The following is a 20,283-nucleotide window of genomic DNA, read 5'->3' as shown; positions in this document are numbered from 1 at the left end:
CCGCTCAGAGTCGCAACGGCGCGCCCGCGAGCAGGTCCAGCATCCACCACAGCGCTGCCCCACCCGCGAGCACGAACAGCGAATACAGCAGTACCTCCCCGAGTTCGCGCGTCCACAACGCCACGAGCAGCGCTTCGACCAGATAGGTCAGGCTCGCGATCAGGATTGCGGCGAACACCAGCCACACGGCCGCTTGATGCCCGCCCAGCCGGTCCACCGCCGCGGCCACCAGCAGCATCGGCGCGATGCCCAATACCGCCCAGAAGAAGCCGAAGACGAACAGATTCACCGCGTGCTTCGAAAGATCCACCGGCGGTTCGCCATCGAGAACATCACGCCACGTCGGGCGGATCCGGCCCAGATGCACGACGGCGTGCAGCACCGCCGCCACCGCGCAGGTCACCAGGACCATCTGGAAGGCGACCAGGGCATCGTGCCGATCACGCATCGGCGTCCGCCACACCCAGACCGCGGGCAGCCACGCCGCGATCGTCATGAGCACCAGTGCCGCAACCGCTTCCGGTCGGGCCCGGAGTCTACGGCGCAGCTCTCCCGGCGGCAGGGCGCGACGTTGGTAGGCGTACAGCCACCACAGCCCGAACAGGGACGCGACGCCGATCGCCGGGGTGAGCCAACGCCACCAGAGCGGGCTCGCGAAGATCGACACCAGGCCGAGCCCGATGGACGCGCTCCACACACACGTCATCGGATGGGTGACCGCCGCCCACATCTGCTCGGCGCGTTGTAGTCGCGGATCGACCGGTTCCGCCGGTTCGAAGTCCTCTTCCTCGTAGTCTTCGTATTCGTCGTCGAGCTCATCGAATTCCGATGGCGGCAGCGGCCATTCACCGGTATGCAGCGATCCCGGACACAGCACCGGACTGTCATCGGCACGGTAGGCGTAGTCCACATCCACCACGCCGCGCCAGCGCATCCACCGCATCCGCGCGGTGATGGCCAGCCCGTGCCACGGCTCCTCGCAGTACGGGTTGGGGCACTCGGGAAAGGTCGGATCGCCATAGCTATAGCCGACGCGTGGTTCGCCCTCGCGCATGCTGTCCTCGACCAGCTCATCGATGTCGTCGAGCACCCGCCCGTAGTCATCCCGCGCAGCCGGGATCGTGCTGTCGGGCTCCGGTGTCGCCTCCAGTGGCAGATGCGAAATGCTCACCGGCGAAGTCGGTTCCGGCACCCGTGCTCGCCCTGCGGGCTGGGTCCACAACGGCCGCAACCGAATCGAGTGCACCCCGCCGACCACACACAGCACCGTCCAGGCGAGGAAGAACAACACCGGATGCGTGTCCTTCGACCAGTGCGCCACCCCGCGCACCACCGTGTACCCCAGCGCCGCCAGCGCCAGCCGCCCCGACCGCGCCCGCAGCGCGAGCAGGACGAACACCGGCGTCGTCAGCAACCCGCACGACCACACCGGCATCAACGCCAACACCCAACTGAGCCACACGGGATACCCGCGCCGCCCCACCCCGAACCTCACCAGCCGATGGTAGGACGCCTACCCGACATCCCTCACGTCCATATTCACCAAGATCAGGGAGCTGTCACCGCGAAATTTCGCCCGATTCACCGCACTGATAACTCCATGATCTCGATGCCGAACCGGCGGTGCCGGATTGTCCGTATCGGCCTCGACAGGGCGATTCGGGGTGAGTAGCGCTAAGGTGCGCAGGGTCGAGTTCAGCAGTCTGGCAGGGAGATTCACCATCAGCATCGAGCGAACCGCGGGGTTGCCCGCGGGCCTGCACATCACTCGGAACGTTTGCAACGCCGTAGCGGGCGTGTGTTTCGCGGCGGGGGTGGTGGCCATCCTCGCCGGGGTTTACACCGGGGCGGGGACCGGGCTGCAGGTGATCGGCGTGGGTTTGTGGGTCGGGACGCTGGTGGCGCGGATCGGGGTGTTCGCGATTTCGCGGTCGCGCACCGGACACGCCGAGTAGGGAGCGCTGTCCGGCTCGGGCGAGCCGGTGCGGGAAACCGGGTCCGGGACTGGCACGATGGTCGGGTGGAGTGGGCGTTCGGACTGGTCGTTCTGGTGTCGGGGGCGGTGGCTTTGGCCGCGGGAGCGCGGCGACTGGGTCTCGGTGAGCCGTTCGTGCTCACCGTGGCCGGGGTGATCGCGTCGTATCTGCCGTTCGTGCCGGAGTTCGATATCGAGCCCGAGCTGGTGTTGCTGGGGTTGCTGCCGCCGCTGTTGTACACGACCGCGATTCGGACTTCGCTGGTGGATTTCCGGCCGAAGAAGACCTCGATCACGCTGCTGTCGGTGGGGTTGGTGCTGTTCACCGCGTTCGCGGTGGGCGGGGTGGTGTATTGGCTACTGCCGGTTCCGTTCTCGGCGGCGGTGGCGATCGGCGCGATCGTGGCGCCGCCCGATGCGGTCGCGGCGACCGCGGTGGCACGGCGGGTGGGGATGCCCCGGCGCATCGTGACCGTGCTCGAGGGTGAGTCGCTGTTCAACGACGCGACCGCGCTGGTGACCCTGCGGACCGCGGTGGCGGCCATGGCGGGCAGTGTGACCATGTGGGAGGCGGGCGCGGACTTCATCGGCGCGGCCGGCGGCGGCGCGCTCATCGGAGTGATCGCGGCGATGGTGCTGGCGTTCCTGCGACGACGCATCACCGACCCGGTGCTCGACACCAGTGTCTCGCTGCTCGCCCCCTGGATCGCCTACCTGCCCGCCGAAGGCGTGCACGCCTCGGGCGTGATCGCGGTGGTCACCTGTGGGCTGATCCTGGGGCACGGTGCGCCGCAATGGCAGAGCGCCGCCTCGCGCATCGCCGAGCACACCAATTGGCGCACCATCGCGTTCCTGCTCGAGAGTGCGGTGTTCCTGCTGATCGGCCTGCAGGTGCGTCACCTCGTGGAGGCCGCCTGGCACAGCGACCTGCCGCATTCGACGCTGCTGCTCACCTGTGCGGCGGTGCTGGTGACGGTCATCGTGGTGCGGCCGCTCTGGGTGTTTCCGACGAACTATCTGACCTGGCAGGTCGAGGGCAGACGCCAGGGCAAACCCAAGCCGCTGTGGACCGGATCGGCGGTGGTGTCGTGGGCGGGCATGCGCGGGGTGGTGACGCTGGCCGCGGCGCTGCTGCTGCCCGGTGACACACCGGAATTGGCGACCCTGCAGCTGCTGGCGGTCGTGGTGGTGGGCGGAACCCTGCTGCTGCAAGGACTCTCACTGCCCGCGCTGGTGCGGGTGCTGCGCCTGCGCGGCCCCAGCCAGGCCGAGGATCTGCTGCAGGAGGCGAATCTGTTGCAGCAGGCCACCGCCGCGGGATTGAAGGCCCTCGAGGAGAACATCGCCCCCGAGACCCCGCCCGATGTCGTCGACGCGCTGCGCAATCGCGTGGTGGTGCGCGCCCAGGCGGCCTGGGAGTTGCTGGGCCGCTCCGAATCCCAGCGCGTGACCCCCAGCGGTGAGTATCGCCGCCTGCGCCTGGCCATGCTGACCGCCGAACGCGAGACCGTGCTGCGCATCCGCGACGCCGGGCAGGTCGATCAGGAGGTGCTGCAGGCGGTCATGGCCACCCTCGATATCGAGGAATCCACCATCGACCGCATCGCCGAGGCCGACGGCGACGACGGCACGCCGCTGCAGTCCCCCGTCACCGCGGGCGCCTGCGAGCACCTGCGCGAGGCCCCGTGCGTGCGCGTGCCCGACACCCCGGACGCCTGCGGCGAATGTCTCGACGAGGGTCTGGTGTGGGTGCATCTGCGCATGTGCCTGGAGTGCGGTCACGTCGCCTGCTGCGATTCCTCGCCGGGCAACCACGCCACCAAGCATTTCGACAGCACCGGCCACCCGGTCATGCGCAGCGTCGAGCCGGGCGAGTCCTGGCGCTGGTGCTACCTCGACGAACTGCTCGGATAACGCTACGACCGGCGGCGCTTGACTTTCCTGCCAGGAAAGTGGACTCTTACTTTCCAGGCAGGAAAGTAAGGGAGGAATCGTGGACGGCATCGCTCCGGATCAGGCCCGCGCCGCACTCGAGGCGGCTCGGCGCGCCCAGCGGCAGGTGGCCGAGGAGGTCGGGTTGCCGCGCTGGTACTGGTGGGGAATGGCTTGCGGCTGGGTCGCTTTGGGGTTGCTCGGCGACTTCACGCCCGCCTGGCTCGTCGCGGTGGCGACCTTGCTGTTCGGCGCGGCGCATTCGACCGTGGCGTCGCGCTGGCTCGACGGGCGGCGGCGTACCGGGCAGGTGCAGGTCAGCCGGGCGGTCGCGGGTCGGCGCACACCGCTGGTGGTGATCGGAATGCTGCTGGGGCTGGTCGGTTTGACCATCGTGGCGGCGCTGGCCCTCGACGCCGACGGCGTCGGACATTCGAGCACCTGGTCGGCGATTCTGATCGCCGCGATCATCGGCTTCGGCGGGCCGGAGATCCTGCGGGTGCTACGCGGTTGGGCGCGCGCATGACCGACGCCCGCTTCGACGAACTGATCCATCCCAGCACCCGGCTGAGCCTGGTGGCGACCCTGGCCGCGGCGGACTGGGCGGAGTTCGCCTTCCTCAGGGACCGACTGAACCTGTCGGATTCGGCGCTGTCGAAACAGCTTGCGACACTGGAGGAAGCGGGCTACGTCGCCACCGAGCGCCGTCTCGACGGCAAGCGCCGCAAGGTCCGGGCCCGGCTCACCCCGGCCGGCCGTGTCGCCTTCGAGGGGCACATCGCGGCTCTGCAGGAGATCCTCGCCGGCGCCACCGCCCCCGAGGATCGGGCGCGCCAGTAGTTCTAGTTCCGGTCGGCCATGGCCTTGGCCGACCAGCGCACCGCGTACCCGACCACCAGGCACGGCAGCGACATCACCACGAAAACCGCCGCCGCGACCACGAATCCGCTCGCCACACCCAGAATCCACGACGCCAGATTCGGGTCGCATCCCGCGCTGAGCCCCGGCACCGAGGTGCACTCGTGAAAGGTCCGCGGCCCGGAATACCGGCCCCACACCGCGATTCCGCCCCACACCAGCAGGGCGACGAACAGATTGAACAGGTACCCGCACCGCACCAGCTTGCGCACGAAGATCAGCGCACCGAGCTGATCAGAGTAGAGCCCGTCGGCGATGTCCTCGCTGACCCCCAGATGCCGCCCCCACGGCGAGGGTTCGGGGATGGCCTCGGCGGCCGGGGAATTGACGTACTGGCTTTTGGCCATAATGCTCGCGACGCTTCCTTGCACTGACTGTATCGATCAGCCGTGATCATTCCAGCGCGGTCGGTTTCGCGAAGACTTTGCGGCGGAATAGTGGTCGTTCACAAACACGCCAATGCCGTGTCCTGTCGCGTGGACGCCAGCGGGTGGCGTCGCCGAACCGGGATCGGGACCGGTTCGGCGACGCCGGTTTTCGCGGCACCCGGTGCGGGGTGGGACGCGGATGCGAGCCTCGGGGAAGCGGACTCGCGGCGCCGGTCGACGGGGGCGTCTGCGCATTTGCGCCCCTCGCTGATTCGGACAATCAGAACGTTAGCGAGACGGTAGCTATCCGGCGAATCGAACGGGGAAATTAGGGGATCGATAGGGGCTGTGGGGTTTTCGCTTCAACTTGCCGGAGCCGAGCGGTTGCGGGCGATCATGGGTCGGGTCGCGGGTTCGAAAGGTCCGGAATGAGTAGTCCGATCCGCGCGTGTCGGGACCCCTGAACGCAGACACTGCCTATATGCGCCAATGGCGTCGCAATTCTCATTCGCCCTAAATCTGGGGAGATGATCGACGATGATCCGGTCACGGAAGTCGGCCCTCACCGCATGCACCACCTTCGCCGCCGCCACCGCGGCACTCATAGTGGCCGCGCCCGACGCGGCGGCCTACGTCAGTAGCGTCAATATCGCCACCGGCACGACCATCGGCGGCGGATACGGCACCAATTGCTCGTACACGGTCACCGTGAACGGCAGTCCGAACGAGTATGTCTGGCTCTACGACAACCTTTCGGCCGGCTTCAATCCGCAGCAGTTCAGCCTGGGCAGCGGCGGCAGCGCCACCTCCAGCTGGACCCCGACCTCGACGGGTGTGCACTTCGTGCAGGCCTGGAGCTACAACGGGTCGCAGTGGGCCGTGGTGACGGTGAAGAACGGCATCAATCTGGGCAGCGCCTGCGTGGTCACGGGCTGAGCCCACCGCTGATCGCTACCCACCGTTTCTATCGATACTGATCGGTCTGGTGCCGGGTGTGCATGCCAGCCCGGCACCGGGCATTACTCTTGACCCGGTGCAGACCGAGCAACCGCCCTCCGACGCCGAGCCCCGCATCTGGGGTGGCACGACCCTCACCGAACGCCGGGAGGCCCGCCGCGCCGCACTGCTCGAGGCCGCACTGGATCTGATCGGCGAGTCCGGGGCGGGCGCGGTCACCATGCGCGCGGTGTGCCGGCGCGCCAACCTGACCGACCGCTACTTCTACGAATCCTTCGCCAGCCGAGACGAACTCCTGGATGTGCTCTACCGCCAGATCGCCGACGAGTTCCTGGCGCCGATGACCGCCTTCGCGGTCGGCGACGACCCCCGCCGCGATCGCGCGCTCTCTGAAGCACTGGTGGACAAGGTGCTCGAGGATCCGCGCAAGTCGCGGCTGTTCCTGGTGGAGCCGTATTCCTCGACGGGACTGGGCCAGACGACCATCGCGGTCATGCCCGCCTTCACCCGCCTGATCCAGGACCACCTGTTCGCCCACATCGCCGATCCGGTCCAGCGCCGCCTGGCCGCGGTCACCATGGCCTCGGGCAATGCGGGCATGTTCTCGGCCTGGCTCAACGGCACGCTGCGCGCCACGCGCGAGCAGATCGTCGATCACCTGGTGCAGACCATCGACGCCTACCGCGGGGTCTACCGCGGCTGACTACCCCACGGTGGCGTTGCGGCCGTGGGCGATCGCCATGTCCAGCAGTCCCGGGAAGCGGGCTTCGAGGTCTTCGGTACGCAGGGTGTTGAGGCGACGGGTGCCCTCGTCGCGCTGATGGATGATCCCGGCCTCGCGCAGGGTCTTGAAATGGCCGCTCTGGGTGGATTTGCTGACCGGCAGGTCGAAGGTGGCGCATGCCAGCTCCCGGCCCTGCGCTGCGGCCAGCCGGGTCACGATGGTCAACCGGATGGGGTCGCTGAGCGCGGCCAGCACGGTGGTGAACCGCAGTTGCTCGCGGTCGGGATGCACCAGTTCGGTCGCGGTTCGACTTGCCATGGGTGCCAGCGTAATCGATATGTTCACAAATTCCGAACATGCTGTTATGTTCGAATCTTCCGAACATGTTTGCGCTGGAAGGGGAACCATGACGTCCGAGCTTCGCGCCACCGATACGGATCCGGATGCCGCACAAGCTGATTCATCGCTCGCCGCGACTCGTGGCCGATGGCCTTTCCGGGGTGCGGCCTACAGCATGTTGATCCTGTTCACCGCCACCAATGTGCCCACGCCGCTCTACCACGGTTACGCGCAGCGGTTCGGCTTCTCGTCGTTGATGCTGACCGTCGTGTTCGCGGTCTATGTCGCGGCGCTGATCCCGTCGCTGCTCATCACCGGACCGGCCTCGGATGCGCTGGGCCGGCGCCGGATCCTGTTGCCCGCATTGGCGGTCGCCGCGTTGGGTACGCTCGGCTTCGCGCTGTCCACCGACGTCGTGTGGCTGCTCGCCGCGCGCATCCTGCAGGGCTTGGCGTTGGGGGCGGCTTCGGGAGCGTTGACCGCGGCGCTGGCCCAACTCGAGCCGAGCGGTGACCGCCGGCGCGCGTCGCTGGTCGCGGGAGTGGCCTCGGCGGGCGGGATGGCGTTGGGTCCGCTGCTGGGTGCGGTTGTGGCGCAATATCTTCCGCATCCTTACGTGACGCCGTTCGCGGTGGTATTGGTGCTGTTGATCCCGGCGGCGGTCGCGATCGCGGCGCTGCCCGTGACCGGTGTGCGCGGGCGTTGGCGGCCGCGTCGGCCGAGTATTCCCGCCGGGATGGGCGGGATCTTCGCGACCGCGGGGACCGCGACCTTCCTCGGTTTCGCGGTAGTCGGCGTGTTCCTGACCTTGGTCCCCACGTATGCGGCCACCCTGTCCGGCAGCGCCAATCTGGTGATCGGCAGTGGCGCGGCGGCGCTGCTGCCGATCGGCTGGGCGGTGGCGCAGCTGCTGGCCTACCGCAAACCCGAACGGCCGCTGGAGGTTACGGGCCTGCCGCTGTTGGCGATCGGTCTGGTGCTGCTGGCGATCGCGGGTACGGTGTCCTCGTTGCCGCTGCTGCTGGGCGCGACGGTGCTGGCCGGGGCGGGGCACGGGCTGGTCTTCCTGAGCGGGCTGACCGCGATCAATGCCGCCGCGCCCGCCGACCGGCACGCCGATGTGGTTTCGACCTATTACGTCATGGGTTACTGCGGCACCGGCGGCCCGGTGATCGGAGTCGGCCTGCTGACCGGCGTGACCGGATTGCTCACCGCCGTGCAGGTTTTCGCCGGTGTGGTCGCGGCCGCGTGCCTGGTCGTGCTGGCGGTGCGCATCCGCCTGGGCGCGGCGCGAAAGCGTTAGCGAATCCGAGCGCCTTCCGTCACCGCGCGCCGCCCGCACGCGCGCGTGTTCGAAGGCCGCGATTTGACGTCCTCCCCGGCGTGATACGCCGGGATGCCTGCCAGCGCCATTTCGGGCGCTCTCGGTGGGTTCCTGTTTCGCTGAGACTTGCCGACCGCTAAGCGGCAGGGCTTACGGTCTCTCCGCAGGCGTTTAGCCTCTCCGCCCGTCCGGCGGCGAGAATATTGTTCGAAGCATTGAGATCACGATCCAGCACCGCCCCACACGCCGGACAAGTCCACATCCGAACATGCAACGGCTTGGGACCGTCACGGTGTCCGCACGGCGAGCAGATCTGCGACGACGGAAAGAACCTGTCCACCTTGGCGAAATGCCGCCCTCGCCGGGCGGCCTTCTCCTCCAGCATGTTGGTGAATATCGCCCAGCCCGCGTCGTGCACCGACTTCGCCAGCCGGGTGCGGACCAAGCCCTTCACACACAAGTCCTCGACATAGATCGCTTGATTTTCGCGAACGATCGCCGTGGACTGCTTGTGTGCCCAATCTCGACGTATGTCAGCCACTTTCGCATGCGCCGCCGCCACCTTCACGCGGGCTTTGGCGCGGTTCGCAGAACCCTTCTGCTTACGCGAAAGACTCCTCTGCGCACGACGGAGCTTCCGCTCTGCTTGACGCAGAAACCTCGGAGACTCGATCCGCTTACCGTCGGACAGAACCGCGAACGTGGTCAGGCCGAGGTCGATGCCCACCTCGGCGTCGACCACCGGCAGCGGCGAAGCATCCACCTCGACGACGAACGACACGAAATACCTACCAGCCGCGTCCTTGATTACAGTCACCGACGACGGATCCGACGGCAACTCCCGCGACCACGCGATCTTCACGTCCCCGATCTTCGGCAGGCGCAGTTTCCTGCCTTCGGTGATCGCGAACCGGGCGTTGCGGGTGAACCGGACCGACTGCCGGTTGTCCTTGCGGGACCGGAACCGCGGCGCCGCCACCTTCGGGCCCTTGCGTTTGCCGGTTACCGACTGAAAGAAGTTGCGGTAAGCGGTATTCAAGTCCGCCAGGGCCTGCTGCAACACCACCGCTGACACCTCGCCCAACCATTCCCGCTCCGGGGTCGCCTTGGCGGCGGTCAACCGCTTGGACAACTCGCCGTTCGAGATATAGGGACGCTTGGCCTCGAATGCGGCCCGCCGCGCTGCCAGCGCGTCGTTGAACACCACACGTGCGCAGCCGAATGCCCGCGCCAGAGATTCCTGCTGCCCCGGGGTCGGATACGCGCGGTACTGGTAGCGCAGCTGCACAAGACGCAATCTATCGGCACCCACCGACAAAAACTTCCATGATCTACCGAGCGCGCTCTGACCCGGCGACCTCCTCCCCCCGCGCCCGCGTTCAGCAGCGGAATGTGAGGTTGCTGAACGCCTTTGGATTCGTTGAACGCCTCGTGCACCCGATAGAACTCGCCTTCGAAGGTGGTGGTCGGCCGGGGTTCACAGCGACCGGATGATGTGGGCGGCCTCGTCGAGTTGCCGCAGCCGGGTGGGCGCGTCATCGAATCGGTAACCGTAAGCCCGGTATTCGTCCTCGTACCAGCCCGCGCCGATCCCGAAGGTGAGCCTGCCGCGGGAGACGACATCGAGCGTGGAGGCCATCTTGGCCTGCAGGGCGGGAGTGCGATAGTTGTTGCCGGTCACCATCTGCCCGATCCGGATACGCCGGGTGTCACGGGCCAGCGCGGTCAGGGTGGTCCAGCTTTCGAAGATGTAATCCGGCGCGGGCGGGAACGGCACGAAATGATCGGCGACCCACACCGTCTCATACCCGGATTCGTCGGCGGCGCACGCCAGGTCGGTGATGGTTTCGAAGGCCGCGACCGGATCGGTGTACCCGGCGAAGTTGTGCCCGAGTCCGGTGGGGAGATAGAGGCTGAATTTCATGCCGATACCGACCGTCTCCGGCCCGGGAAAGTAACTCCACGCAGGTGGGGCGAGCGAGCGACGGCGATCACATCGGGTTGCCGATCGCCGAAACCCGGTGTTTACTGGCCCCCGCAAGGTGCCGTTCGTTAGCTGAGGCTCCTTCATGGATACAGGCCGGCGATCCCGAACGTCGAGAGACGCCCCGGATCAGGACAGGTTGCCCCGAGTTAAGGGGCCGCCCCGACCGGCTCCCGCCTTCCGAGGTGGGTTTACGCCGTGGAGTGCTGAAGGTCTTACGAGGGGTGGTGCCCGTTCCGGCGATTTCCGCCGGTCCCACCCTCCCGGCATGGCGTTGCGCGGTGTTCGGAGGAGGTGGTGGTCGTGCCCGACGGATCGGATCGAGTTCCGTTAGCCAATCGTTCACTCGGCGACACTGCCGCAATCATCCGTGCGCTACCGCTGTGCCTGTAGCGTCCGGTTCGGAGTGCGCCGTCATCCCCTGTTTTCGGGAGATCGCAAATGACCACGTGGGAAATGCTGCTGCGGCTCGGCACCGGTGTCGGGTTGGGTGCGGTGATCGGGTTCGAGCGTCAGTTCCGGGCGCGCATGGCCGGATTGCGCACCAATGCGCTCGTCGCCGCCGGGGCGACATTGTTCGTGCTGTTGTCCGCGCACGGCTTCAATGGCGCCTCCGCCGATCCGACTCGTGTTGCGGCGCAGATTGTTTCGGGTATCGGCTTTCTGGGCGCGGGTGTGATCCTGCGCGACGGGTTCAATATCCGCGGGCTGAACACCGCGGCGACGCTGTGGTGTTCAGCGGCGGTCGGGGCGCTCGCGGGGGCGGGCATGTATTCGACCGCGGCGGCGGGCTGTGTGGTGGTGGTCGTGGTGAACACCGCGTTGCGGTCGGTGGCGCGCACGGTGGATCGGCCGATCGCCGACGGGCCCGAGGCGCAGGAGGCACTCTACGCGTTCACCGCCGACACCGATGACGCGCACGAGGCGCATGTGCGGGCGTTGCTGGTGCAGTCGTTGACGCGCACCGATTTCCGGCTGAATTCCATCTCGAGCCATGACACCTCGGCGGGCCGGGTGCAGGTGCGCGCGGAGCTGACCGGGGATCGGCGCGATGACCGGCAGATGGAGGCGGCGGTGAGCCGGTTGAGCCTGGAGCCGTCGGTGACCAGTGTCGGCTGGCGCACGGTGCCCGCGGCGGTGGAGGCCGAGCAGTGAGCGCGAGCTTGCGGTCCTATCCCTCGCGGGGTGCGCTGGATCGGCCGAGGTCGCGGTGGGCGGATATCGCGGTGTTCGCGGGCGCGGCGGTGCTGATCTGGATCGTGGTGAAGGTGTCTGCGGGCATGCATGTGCCCTTCGACGAGAACACCGCGCCCACAACGATTTCCACCGATCCGAGCCAGCTGCCGTATTACGCGGCGCGGTCGCTGCTGCGCATGTTTCTGGCGTTGGGGCTCTCGATTGTGTTCACCTTCGTCTACGCGACGGCGGCGGCGCGGTTGCCGCGCGCGGAGAAGGTCATGCTGCCGGCGCTGGACATTCTGCAGTCGGTGCCGATCCTGGGTTTCCTGTCGGTGACGGTGACCGGGTTCATCGCGTTGTTCCCGGGGTCGTCGCTGGGGTTGGAGTGCGCGTCGATCTTCGCGATCTTCACCTCGCAGGCGTGGAACATGACCTTCGCCTTCCACCACAGCCTGATCTCGCAGCCGCGGGAACTGGACGAGGCCTCGCGCAATCTGCGTTTGTCGCGCTGGCAGCGGTTCTGGCGGGTGGATGTGCCCTCGGGGATGTTCCCGCTGGTGTGGAACGCCATGATGAGCTTCGGTGGCGGCTGGTTCTTTCTGACCGCGGCCGAGGCGATCAGCGTCAACAACCACTCCTACGCGTTGCCGGGCATCGGCTCCTATGTCGCGAGCGCGACCGCGGACTCCGACACCGGCAAGGTGATGCTGGCGATCGTCGCCATGGTGGTGCTGGTGATCGGGCTGAATGTGCTGTTCTGGCGGCCGCTCACGGTGTGGGCGGAGCGATTCCGGGTGGAGGACAGCGAATCCGCGGATGCGCCGCGCTCGCTGATCCTGGATCTGTTGCGCCGCAGTCATATTCCGGGACTGCTGGGGCGGGGGTTCGGGCCGCTGGTGTATCCGATGGATCGGGCGCTGCGGGTGTTCGGGCTGGCGGAGTATCCGCTGTATGTGGCGCCGGCGCGGCGCCGCGCCGCCGATATCGCGTTCAATCTCGTGGTGGGTGCGGCGCTGGCGGTGGGCGTGGTGTTCATGGGCCGCTATATCGCCGAGACCGCGGGGTTCGGGGAGGTCGGGCATGCGGCCTGGCTGGGGTCGATCACGCTGTTGCGGGTGATCGTGCTGCTGATCTTCGCAACCCTGGTGTGGGTGCCGATCGGGGTGTGGATCGGGTTGAATCCCAGGGTGTCGCGGCTGGCGCAGCCGATCGTGCAGGTGCTGGCCAGTTTTCCGGCGAACTTCCTGTTCCCGCTGGTCACCGCGGTGCTGGTGGCCACGGGCGCGAGCCTGCAGTGGGCCTCGATCCTGCTCATGGCGTTGGGCGCGCAGTGGTACATCCTGTTCAACGTGATCGCGGGCGCTTCGGCGGTGCCCAATGATCTGCGCGAGGCGGCGGCGAATCTGCGGCTGCCGCGAATGTTGTGGTGGCGCAAGCTGATTCTGCCCGCCATCTTCCCGAGTTTCGTGACCGGTGCGATCACGGCCGCCGGTGGCGCGTGGAACGCCTCCATCGTGGCCGAGATCGTGAAGTTCGGTGACACCACCTTGTCCGCGACGGGCCTGGGCGCCTATATCGCCGATGCCACCCGTGACGGGGATGGTCCGCGCATTCTCATCGGCGTGCTGGTGATGAGCGCCTATGTCGTCGGTATCAACCGGTTGTTCTGGCGCCGGCTCTACGCGCTGGCCCAACGCCGCTACTCGCTCTGATCGGAGGAGCCTCTAATGACCACCACTGTCACCACCGGCGAGGTCCTGATCGACCTGCGTGATGTGGACATGTCCTTCACCGGGGCCTCGGGCGAGCGGCTCAATGTGCTCGATCAGGTGAATCTGCAACTGCGCGAGGGCGAGATCGTGGCGTTGCTGGGCCGGTCGGGCTCGGGCAAGTCGACGCTGCTGCGGTTGATCGCGGGGCTGCTGGCCCCGACCAGCGGTGAGGTGCTCTATCGCGAGGAGCCGTTGCGGGGGTCCAATCCCGGTGCGGCGCTGGTGTTCCAGTCGTTCGCGTTGATGCCGTGGCTGACCGTGCAGGACAATGTGGAGCTCGGGTTGGCGGCGCGCGGGGTGGCGCCGGGGCCGCGGCGGCAGGCCGCGTTGGAGGCGATCGACCGGATCGGGTTGGACGGGTTCGAAACCGCGTATCCGAAGGAGCTTTCCGGCGGTATGCGCCAGCGCGTCGGTTTCGCGCGGGCCCTGGTGCTCGAGCCGGACCTGTTGCTGATGGATGAGCCGTTCTCGGCGCTGGATGTGCTGACCGCGGAGAACCTGCGTACCGAGCTGGTGAATCTGTGGTCCACCAAGGACTTTCCGACCAAGTGTGTCTGTATCGTCACCCACAATATCGAGGAGGCGGTGCAGCTCGCGGATCGTGTGCTGGTGTTGAGTTCGAATCCGGGGCGGATCATCGCCGAGGTCGCCGTCGATCAGCCGCGCCCGCGCAACCGGCGCGCACCCGGCTTCGCGGCGCTGGTCGATCAGATCTACGGTCTGCTCACCGGGCGCGACACCGAAATCGCTGCGGCCCCGGCCGATACCTCGACCCCGTTCGCGGTCCCGCTGCCCGATGCCTCGGTCGGCGGTATCGCCGGTCTGCTGGAGCTGGTGTACGGCAACAGCGGCCGCGCCGACCTCCCGGTGGTGGCCGATGAGCTCAACTTCGAGCTCGATGACCTGATGCCCCTGGTCGACGCCGCCGCGCTGCTGGGCTTTCTGCTGGTGGAATCCGGTGACGTCATCCTCACCAATGTCGGCGCGAACTTCACCAATGCCGATATCCAGGCGAGTAAGTCGATCTTCGCCAACCAGGCCCGCCGCCGAGCTCCTTTGGTGCGCACGATCTGTTCGGCGTTGGTGGGCAATCCCGAGGAGACGGTGCGCGCCGATTTCATCCTGGATCTTTTGAAGCGCGGCTTCTCCGATGAGGACGCCCGCCGTCAGCTGGAGTTGGCCATCGACTGGGGCCGCTATGCCGAACTCTACGACTACGACACCGATTCCGGCCGCATCACCGCCGACCCCGCGGCCGACCTGCGCGCCTCCTGACCGGGTTCAGACGATGGCGGCGGGGATGACGGTGGTGAGCCCGCCGTCGACCAAGAGGTCCTGGCCGGTGATGTAGGCGGCGTCCTCGGAGGCCAGGAACGCCACCGCGCCGGCGATATCCTCGCTGCGCCCGACGCGCCCGAGCGCGACCAACGATGCCGCCCCGGCTTGCGCTTCGGGTGAGGCCTCGGCCCGGAATGCCGGGGTGTCGACGTATCCGGGGCTGACCGAGTTGACGCGAATTCCCCTGGGCGCCAACTCCGATGCCAGTGTCCGCGCCAGATTCTGCACCGCCGCCTTGGTCGCCGAGTACAGCGCCGCGCTCGGTGCACCGCGATAGAGCGCGAAGGACGCGTTGATAATGATCACCCCGCCATCAACCACCAGCGGCAACGCATGCTGCACGGTGAAGAACGCAGCCTTGAAGTTGATCCCGACAACTCGATCGAACTCCTCCTCGGTCACCGCAGAAATCGGTTGGAACGCACCGATTCCCGCATTGACGAACACCACATCCAACCGCCCGAACCGCTCCCCCACCACCCGCACCAACTCCTCGAGATCGGCCTGCTCCGTGGCATCCCCGGCCACCCCCACCGCCCGCTCCCCCAACTCCGCCACCGCCGCATCCAGCCGCTGCTTGTCCCGCCCGGTAACAATCACCCGAGCCCCCTCCGCCACCAACCGCCGCGCAGTAGCCAACCCCATCCCACTGCTCCCCCCGGTGATCAGCGCAACCTTGTCCTGAAACCGAATCCCGTTCTGTGTCATACCTTCACCCTGCCGACCCCCGCGACGAGCAAACAGTGCGTATTTATGGTGGGTGTGCCACCACCACCTTCACGCCGTCGGCTACGTGAGCCGGGTGTCGGCGAAAACCACCATCGCGTCACGGTAGTAGGTGGCCAGTCCAGCGGCGATTTCATCGAAACTGGCGGTGGCGGTGGGGTCGTCGAGGTAGGTCTGGGCCAGGTCTTTGAACATCTGCGCGTCCGGGGTCCAGGTGGCACTGACAAGTTGGTACGCCGCGTCGATCTCCGACTGCACGGCCGCGTCGCTGACGGGTTTCCCCGCAGTCATCAGCTCAGCCATGCGGATCATCGCGGCGGTCGTTTCCCGCTGCATTCGCGTAATCTCCGCATCCGGCAGCTCGCCGCTCCTGGCCTTCGAGCGCTCGAGCGCTTCGGCCTGATCAGGCCAGCGCTCCAGTACGTCGGCCTCGTATGGCTCCGGGTCGAATCCCTCGAAAAGATTCTCCGGCCTGTTGATCTCGGGCACGGCCGTGGTTCCTTCCTGCGCCTGGAGTCCGTCGATGGTGCGAGCGACCGTGTGCAGCACCCGATCGAGGCGGTCGCGCTCGCGCAGCAATCTCGCGTAGTGTTCCCGCAACGCGACCAAGCGATCGGTCTGCCGATCGAGGATCGCCGCCACCTCGTCGAGCCCGAGATCCAGCTCCCGCAACACCAGAATCTGCTGCAGCCGCAACAATTGCGCCTGCTGGTAGAAGCGATATCCGTTGCTGCGTACCCCCGCAGGCGGCAGCAGCCCGATCTCGTCGTAGTGCCGAAGCGTCCGCGTCGTCACCCCGGACATCCGGGCAACCTCCACAATCGACCACGACACGACCGACTCCTCATCACACCGAACCCCGCCGGTCCATCCGGCACCTCGACGCTAAACATTCACGCAGCGTGAACCTCAAGCTTCAGGCTTCAGGCAGCTGATTTCACCGAGCCGGTGTGGCAGCGGGTTCGATGCTGTGGCGTTTGAGCAGGAGGATGATCGTCAGAAGGGGGTAGACCAGGATCGGGAGCAGGGTGCCCGGGTAGAGGGTTTGGTCGACGAGAATCGCGGTGCCCGTGAGCAGGGTGAAGTCGAACAGGCCGTGGATGATCGAGTTGGCGATATTGCCGCGGGTGACGCGGCGGATCAGGTAGAAGAAGTAGCCGGCCGCGCTGACGACGATGGCCTGGAAGATCGCGGAGGCTCCGTGGGTGATGCCGTTGGCCAGGTGCACCGCACCGAACACCAGGCTCGACCACAGCGCGACCCGTCCTTCGGTGAGACCGTGGTCGCGCAAAACCACAACCCCGATGCCGCGAAACATGCCTTCCTCGCCCCACCCGACGAACTGCGTCGCGATCAGCAACACGACAACGAACAGCCAGCCCTTCTCCGAGAGCGCGTGATAGGCGATACCACCGGCAATGGCCACCAGAAACACGATCGGCACCACCCGCACCCACGACTGCACAGGCCGCTCGTCGCGCAGCACCGGCCGCAACCAGCCAAGGTAGGCAATCACGCCATAGGTGAAGATCAGCGCCACCCCGAGGGGAATGATCATCCCGTAGAACACCGCACGGGTAGAACGAAAGTCACTCTCGCCACTGACCTGCTTCATCCAGATCCCACCGCCCTGAATGATGGCCAGATAAGCGATGACGACAACGGCGTACATCCGGTACGACAGTGAGCGTCGTCCAGCCGGACCGACCGACGCCTCGGTATGCAGCGTGCTCATGTGATCAACATAGAACTGACACGGCCATTTTCGACGACTCCCGCACCGCACGGATTCCAGGTCGTGCCGGTCAGAACATGCCGCCGCCGGCGTGGAGGGTTTGGCCGGTGATCCAGCGGGCGGCGTCGGAGGCTAGGAAGGCGACGATGTCGGCGATGTCGGTGGGGTCGGCGAGGCGGCCGAGGGGGATGTCGGCGGCGATGGCGGAGAGTTGGGCTTCGGGGACTGTGGCTGCGACCGTTTCGGTGCGGGTGGGGCCCGGGAGCACGCTGTTCACGGTGATTCCGCGCGGGGCCAGTTCCGTTGCCAGGACTCGGACCAGTTGGTCGCCCGCGGCTTTGCTGGCGGCGTAGAGGCCTGCGTTCGGACGGGGAAGCACCGCGGCGCCGCTGGAGATGACGATGATGCGGCCGTGGTCGGTGACGTGTTGGGCGGCGGCGCGCAGGGTGGTGAAGGTGGCTCGGGTGTTGGCGTCGAAGACGTGGTCGTAGTCGGCGTCGGTGGCCTGGGCGAGCGGGGTGAAGTGGGTGACGGCCGCGGTGTGGACGACGACGGCGGGGGCGTCGTAGTGGTGGCGGGCGGTGTCGAAGAGGTGTTGAACCTGTTCGGGGACAGCGACATCGGCGGGGACGGCGGTGGCTTCGCCGCCTGCGGTGCGGATGGTGGTGACGACGGTGTCGGCCGCGGCGGCGTCGGAGCGGTAGTTGACGATGACGCGGGCTCCGTGTGCGCCGAGGCGTTCGGCGATGGCGCGGCCGATGCCTCGGGCGGCGCCGGTGACGATGACGGTGGGGTTCTCGGACAAGGCGATCTCCTTCGGATGATCCGTATTGCGTTGCCCCACTGACGTTATGGGGCGAGAATGATCCGAACCATGGCTGAATGTGCCCGGAACATGCTCGATCGGATCAGTGGGTGGGATGGAGATCGATGTCTTGAGTGATGCGGTCGCCGCTTTGACGGTGGCGCCGGCCCTGTCGGTACAGCTGCGCACGCGCACGCCCTGGGGTCTGAGGTTCGGCGGGCGGCGCGGCTTCGGCTTCCATGTCGTCGTGCACGGTGAGTGCCTGCTGCTGCGCGAGGGTGCGCGACCGATGGTGTTGCGCGCCGGGGATGTGGTGTTGATGCCCGGCGGGGCGGTGCACGCGCTCGCGGATTCGGTGGCGTCCGAACCCGTCGAGCTGGTCGTGGACCGGCGCGTCGAACGCGTCACGGTAGGAGGTGAAGGCGCGGAAACCGTTGTGGTGTCGGGCGCTTACCGGATCGAGGCGGGCCTGCGGCACCCGCTGCTCGCGGGGCTACCCGACGTGGTGCATCTGCCCGGGCCCCGCCAGGATCGGCTGGGTGCGGCGGTCGAGTTGCTCGCCGCCGAGATCGAGGCACGCGATCCCGGCGGCGATGCCATCGTCACCGCACTGGTGGACGCGTTGCTGATCTATATCCTGCGCGCCTGGCACGACGGCAATGCCACGGGCTGGACCGCTGCGATGGCCGACCAGGCGATCGGGCACACCCTGCACCGCATGCACTCCGACCCCGCCGAACCGTGGACGGTGGACCGCCTGGCCGCCGAGATCGGTGTGGCACGAGCGACTTTCATCCGCCGGTTCACCCGTTTGGTCGGCGAGCCGCCGCTGACCTATCTCACCCGTTGGCGGATGATCACTGCGGCCCGCCTGCTCCGCCGCGACCGCGCTCCCCTGGCCGCCGTCGCCCGAGCGGTGGGTTACCGCTCGGAATTCGCGTTCGCGAAGGCCTTCAAGCGCGAGTACGGGATCGCGCCGGGCGCCTACCGCACGCAACGGGGTTGAGAGCTCGCTCAGGCGACGTTGCGGGCTCCGCCGTCGGGATCGGCGGGGTCGATGTGCCAGCTGTGGATGCGGCGCGGGTGGATGCGGATGATTTCGTGGGAGAACCAGTCCGGGGCCACGGGGATGTCCTCGACGGTGAGAATCTCTGCGACACCGCGGATTTCGACACCGCGCCCCCACCCGGGTTTCACCTCGCCCGGGTCGTTGGGGGTCATGTCGTCGATGACGATGCTGACGTGTTCGTTGCCGCGGACATTGCGGTAGCGCTGAGCGTTGGGGTTCGGCCCGCCGATGTCGATGGTGCCGTCGGCGTTGAGCCGGAACCCGACGGCGACCTGGTTGGGGTGATTGCGCTTGGTGACGGTGGCCAGCCGGGCCAGCGATTGCGTTGCGAGGTAGGCCCGTTCGGCGTCGGTGAAAGGCATGACACCCACCGTAGAAGCTCGAGCACGGTTGAGGTCAAGGCTCTGGACTCGGCGACAAACAGAATCTATATTCCGTTTGTGGGAGTGAGTTTCACCGCGCGCACCATGGCGCTGCAACGAGCATTCGAATCCGCCCGTTCGGCCGAATCCCGGCTTTTCACCGATCCTTTGACCGACGCGTTCCTGCCCCGGCCGCTGCGCGCGCTCGCGGATCTGGCGCGCCTGCCGGTGCTGGGCGGGGCCGTCCCGCGGCTCTACGACCTCGCCTTTCCCGGCCCGCGCCCGTCCGCGGTGGCCCGCACACGGCTCATCGATGACACCGTCGTCGATCTCGTCCGAGCAGGCGTGGGGCACATCGTGATCCTCGGCGCGGGCTTCGACAGCCGGGCCTGGCGACTGCCGCAGTTGCGCGCGACCCGGGTGGTGGAGGTCGATCGACCCAATACGCAGACGGCGAAGGCGGCTGCCGTGCGCGCGGCGGGTGAGAGCGTCGATCATGTGCGGTTCGTGCCGGTGGACTTCGAAACCGATGATCTGACAACCGCATTGCGCGGGGCCGGTGTCGGGTGCGGTGAGCCGGTCGTCTTCGTGTGGGAGGGCGTCACCAACTACCTCACCGCGCAGGCCATGGACGCCACGCTCGCCGCACTGCGCGGTATCGGCGGTGCGGGCAGCATGCTGTTGTTCACCTACGTGCATCGCGGCGTCCTCGACGGCACGGCAACGTTTCCCGAGTCTCGCCGCTGGGTGAAGAGCGTGGCCCGCGTCGGTGAGCC

General features: G+C 67.3%; 22 protein-coding genes and 1 riboswitch. Of the genes, 12 read left to right on the top strand and 10 right to left on the bottom strand.

Going from position 1 to position 20,283, the window contains the following annotated elements:
* Positions 1 to 4: 4 nt before the first annotated feature.
* Entirely contained in the window at positions 5 to 1,495 is a 1,491-nt protein-coding gene (locus ON43_RS15850; protein ID WP_157514057.1) for a hypothetical protein, read from the bottom strand.
* A gap of 169 nt (positions 1,496 to 1,664) precedes the next feature.
* Here ON43_RS15850 and ON43_RS15845 point away from each other — a divergent pair, with 169 nt between their 5' ends.
* The 4 genes from ON43_RS15845 (at position 1,665) to ON43_RS15830 (ending at position 4,747) form a co-directional block, all read left to right on the top strand.
* Complete coding sequence (locus ON43_RS15845) at positions 1,665 to 1,955, top strand: hypothetical protein (protein WP_157514056.1); 291 nt, start codon at positions 1,665 to 1,667, stop codon at positions 1,953 to 1,955.
* A 65-nt stretch (positions 1,956 to 2,020) separates the two neighbouring features.
* The gene (locus ON43_RS15840) at positions 2,021 to 3,889 is read left to right on the top strand and encodes a Na+/H+ antiporter (RefSeq protein ID WP_040808235.1); all 1,869 of its coding nucleotides are present in this window, start codon (positions 2,021 to 2,023) and stop codon (positions 3,887 to 3,889) included.
* Between the two features lie 79 nt (positions 3,890 to 3,968).
* Positions 3,969 to 4,433, top strand: a complete 465-nt coding sequence (locus ON43_RS15835; protein ID WP_040808234.1) for a hypothetical protein — start codon at positions 3,969 to 3,971, stop codon at positions 4,431 to 4,433.
* Entirely contained in the window at positions 4,430 to 4,747 is a 318-nt protein-coding gene (locus ON43_RS15830; protein WP_040808563.1) for a winged helix-turn-helix domain-containing protein, read from the top strand. Before ON43_RS15835 ends, ON43_RS15830 begins: the two co-directional genes overlap by 4 nt.
* A 2-nt stretch (positions 4,748 to 4,749) precedes the next feature.
* Here ON43_RS15830 and ON43_RS15825 read toward each other — a convergent pair whose 3' ends face one another.
* Positions 4,750 to 5,172 (bottom strand): hypothetical protein, encoded by a 423-nt coding sequence (locus tag ON43_RS15825; RefSeq protein WP_040808232.1) that lies wholly within the window; start codon positions 5,170 to 5,172, stop codon positions 4,750 to 4,752.
* A gap of 558 nt (positions 5,173 to 5,730) precedes the next feature.
* Here ON43_RS15825 and ON43_RS15820 point away from each other — a divergent pair.
* On the top strand, positions 5,731 to 6,129 hold the full coding sequence (locus tag ON43_RS15820) for a hypothetical protein (RefSeq protein ID WP_040808231.1): 399 nt from the start codon (positions 5,731 to 5,733) through the stop codon (positions 6,127 to 6,129).
* A 97-nt stretch (positions 6,130 to 6,226) separates the two neighbouring features.
* A complete protein-coding gene (locus ON43_RS15815) occupies positions 6,227 to 6,853 on the top strand; it encodes a TetR/AcrR family transcriptional regulator (RefSeq protein WP_051178564.1) in 627 nt (208 codons plus the stop codon).
* Here ON43_RS15815 and ON43_RS15810 read toward each other — a convergent pair whose 3' ends face one another.
* Positions 6,854 to 7,192 (bottom strand): ArsR/SmtB family transcription factor, encoded by a 339-nt coding sequence (locus ON43_RS15810; protein ID WP_040808230.1) that lies wholly within the window; start codon positions 7,190 to 7,192, stop codon positions 6,854 to 6,856.
* Positions 7,193 to 7,280: 88 nt separating this feature from the next.
* On the opposite strand from ON43_RS15810, the gene ON43_RS15805 reads away from it, so the two are divergent.
* A complete protein-coding gene (locus ON43_RS15805) occupies positions 7,281 to 8,516 on the top strand; it encodes an MFS transporter (protein WP_083913454.1) in 1,236 nt (411 codons plus the stop codon).
* 157 nt (positions 8,517 to 8,673) lie between these two features.
* Here ON43_RS15805 and ON43_RS15800 read toward each other — a convergent pair whose 3' ends face one another.
* Positions 8,674 to 9,825, bottom strand: coding sequence for an RNA-guided endonuclease InsQ/TnpB family protein (locus ON43_RS15800; protein WP_040808228.1), 1,152 nt, complete (start codon positions 9,823 to 9,825; stop codon positions 8,674 to 8,676).
* A 189-nt stretch (positions 9,826 to 10,014) separates the two neighbouring features.
* Positions 10,015 to 10,461 carry an LLM class flavin-dependent oxidoreductase gene (locus ON43_RS15795; protein ID WP_051178497.1) on the bottom strand — a complete coding sequence of 149 codons (447 nt, stop codon included), beginning with the start codon at positions 10,459 to 10,461 and terminating at the stop codon, positions 10,015 to 10,017.
* 117 nt (positions 10,462 to 10,578) lie between these two features.
* Positions 10,579 to 10,753, top strand: a riboswitch (M-box (ykoK) riboswitch).
* 209 nt (positions 10,754 to 10,962) lie between these two features.
* Between ON43_RS15795 and ON43_RS15790 the strand changes: the two genes are divergently transcribed.
* The 3 genes from ON43_RS15790 to ON43_RS15780 are packed head-to-tail and all read left to right on the top strand — an operon-like array spanning position 10,963 to position 14,747.
* Positions 10,963 to 11,676 (top strand): MgtC/SapB family protein, encoded by a 714-nt coding sequence (locus tag ON43_RS15790; protein WP_040808226.1) that lies wholly within the window; start codon positions 10,963 to 10,965, stop codon positions 11,674 to 11,676.
* A complete protein-coding gene (locus tag ON43_RS15785) occupies positions 11,673 to 13,412 on the top strand; it encodes an ABC transporter permease (protein WP_040808225.1) in 1,740 nt (579 codons plus the stop codon). The genes ON43_RS15790 and ON43_RS15785 overlap by 4 nt, the downstream gene beginning before the upstream one ends.
* A gap of 15 nt (positions 13,413 to 13,427) precedes the next feature.
* A complete protein-coding gene (locus ON43_RS15780) occupies positions 13,428 to 14,747 on the top strand; it encodes an ABC transporter ATP-binding protein (RefSeq protein ID WP_040808223.1) in 1,320 nt (439 codons plus the stop codon).
* A 6-nt stretch (positions 14,748 to 14,753) separates the two neighbouring features.
* Here the strand turns inward: ON43_RS15780 and ON43_RS15775 are convergent, their stop codons facing one another.
* From ON43_RS15775 to ON43_RS15760, 4 genes are all read right to left on the bottom strand, one after another.
* A complete protein-coding gene (locus tag ON43_RS15775; RefSeq protein WP_040808221.1) occupies positions 14,754 to 15,518 on the bottom strand; it encodes an SDR family NAD(P)-dependent oxidoreductase in 765 nt (254 codons plus the stop codon).
* Between the two features lie 81 nt (positions 15,519 to 15,599).
* A complete protein-coding gene (locus ON43_RS15770) occupies positions 15,600 to 16,355 on the bottom strand; it encodes a MerR family transcriptional regulator (RefSeq protein ID WP_281033317.1) in 756 nt (251 codons plus the stop codon).
* A 118-nt stretch (positions 16,356 to 16,473) separates the two neighbouring features.
* Complete coding sequence (locus tag ON43_RS15765) at positions 16,474 to 17,271, bottom strand: CPBP family intramembrane glutamic endopeptidase (RefSeq protein ID WP_040808218.1); 798 nt, start codon at positions 17,269 to 17,271, stop codon at positions 16,474 to 16,476.
* Positions 17,272 to 17,341: 70 nt separating this feature from the next.
* Positions 17,342 to 18,076: an SDR family oxidoreductase gene (locus ON43_RS15760; RefSeq protein WP_040808557.1), complete on the bottom strand. Its 735-nt coding sequence runs from the start codon at positions 18,074 to 18,076 to the stop codon at positions 17,342 to 17,344.
* Between the two features lie 130 nt (positions 18,077 to 18,206).
* Between ON43_RS15760 and ON43_RS15755 the strand changes: the two genes are divergently transcribed.
* Complete coding sequence (locus tag ON43_RS15755) at positions 18,207 to 19,082, top strand: AraC family transcriptional regulator (protein WP_245568610.1); 876 nt, start codon at positions 18,207 to 18,209, stop codon at positions 19,080 to 19,082.
* Positions 19,083 to 19,090: 8 nt separating this feature from the next.
* Here the strand turns inward: ON43_RS15755 and ON43_RS15750 are convergent, their stop codons facing one another.
* Positions 19,091 to 19,507, bottom strand: coding sequence for a PPOX class F420-dependent oxidoreductase (locus ON43_RS15750; RefSeq protein WP_040808217.1), 417 nt, complete (start codon positions 19,505 to 19,507; stop codon positions 19,091 to 19,093).
* Between the two features lie 78 nt (positions 19,508 to 19,585).
* Between ON43_RS15750 and ON43_RS15745 the strand changes: the two genes are divergently transcribed.
* The coding region (locus tag ON43_RS15745; protein ID WP_157514055.1) for a class I SAM-dependent methyltransferase at positions 19,586 to 20,283 on the top strand (698 nt) is incomplete at its 3' end.

The organism is Nocardia concava NBRC 100430, assembly GCF_000308815.1.
Taxonomy (GTDB): Bacteria; Actinomycetota; Actinomycetes; order Mycobacteriales; family Mycobacteriaceae; genus Nocardia; species Nocardia concava.
Note: the sequence above shows the minus strand (reverse complement) of the source record. Positions and strands in the feature narration are given on the sequence as shown.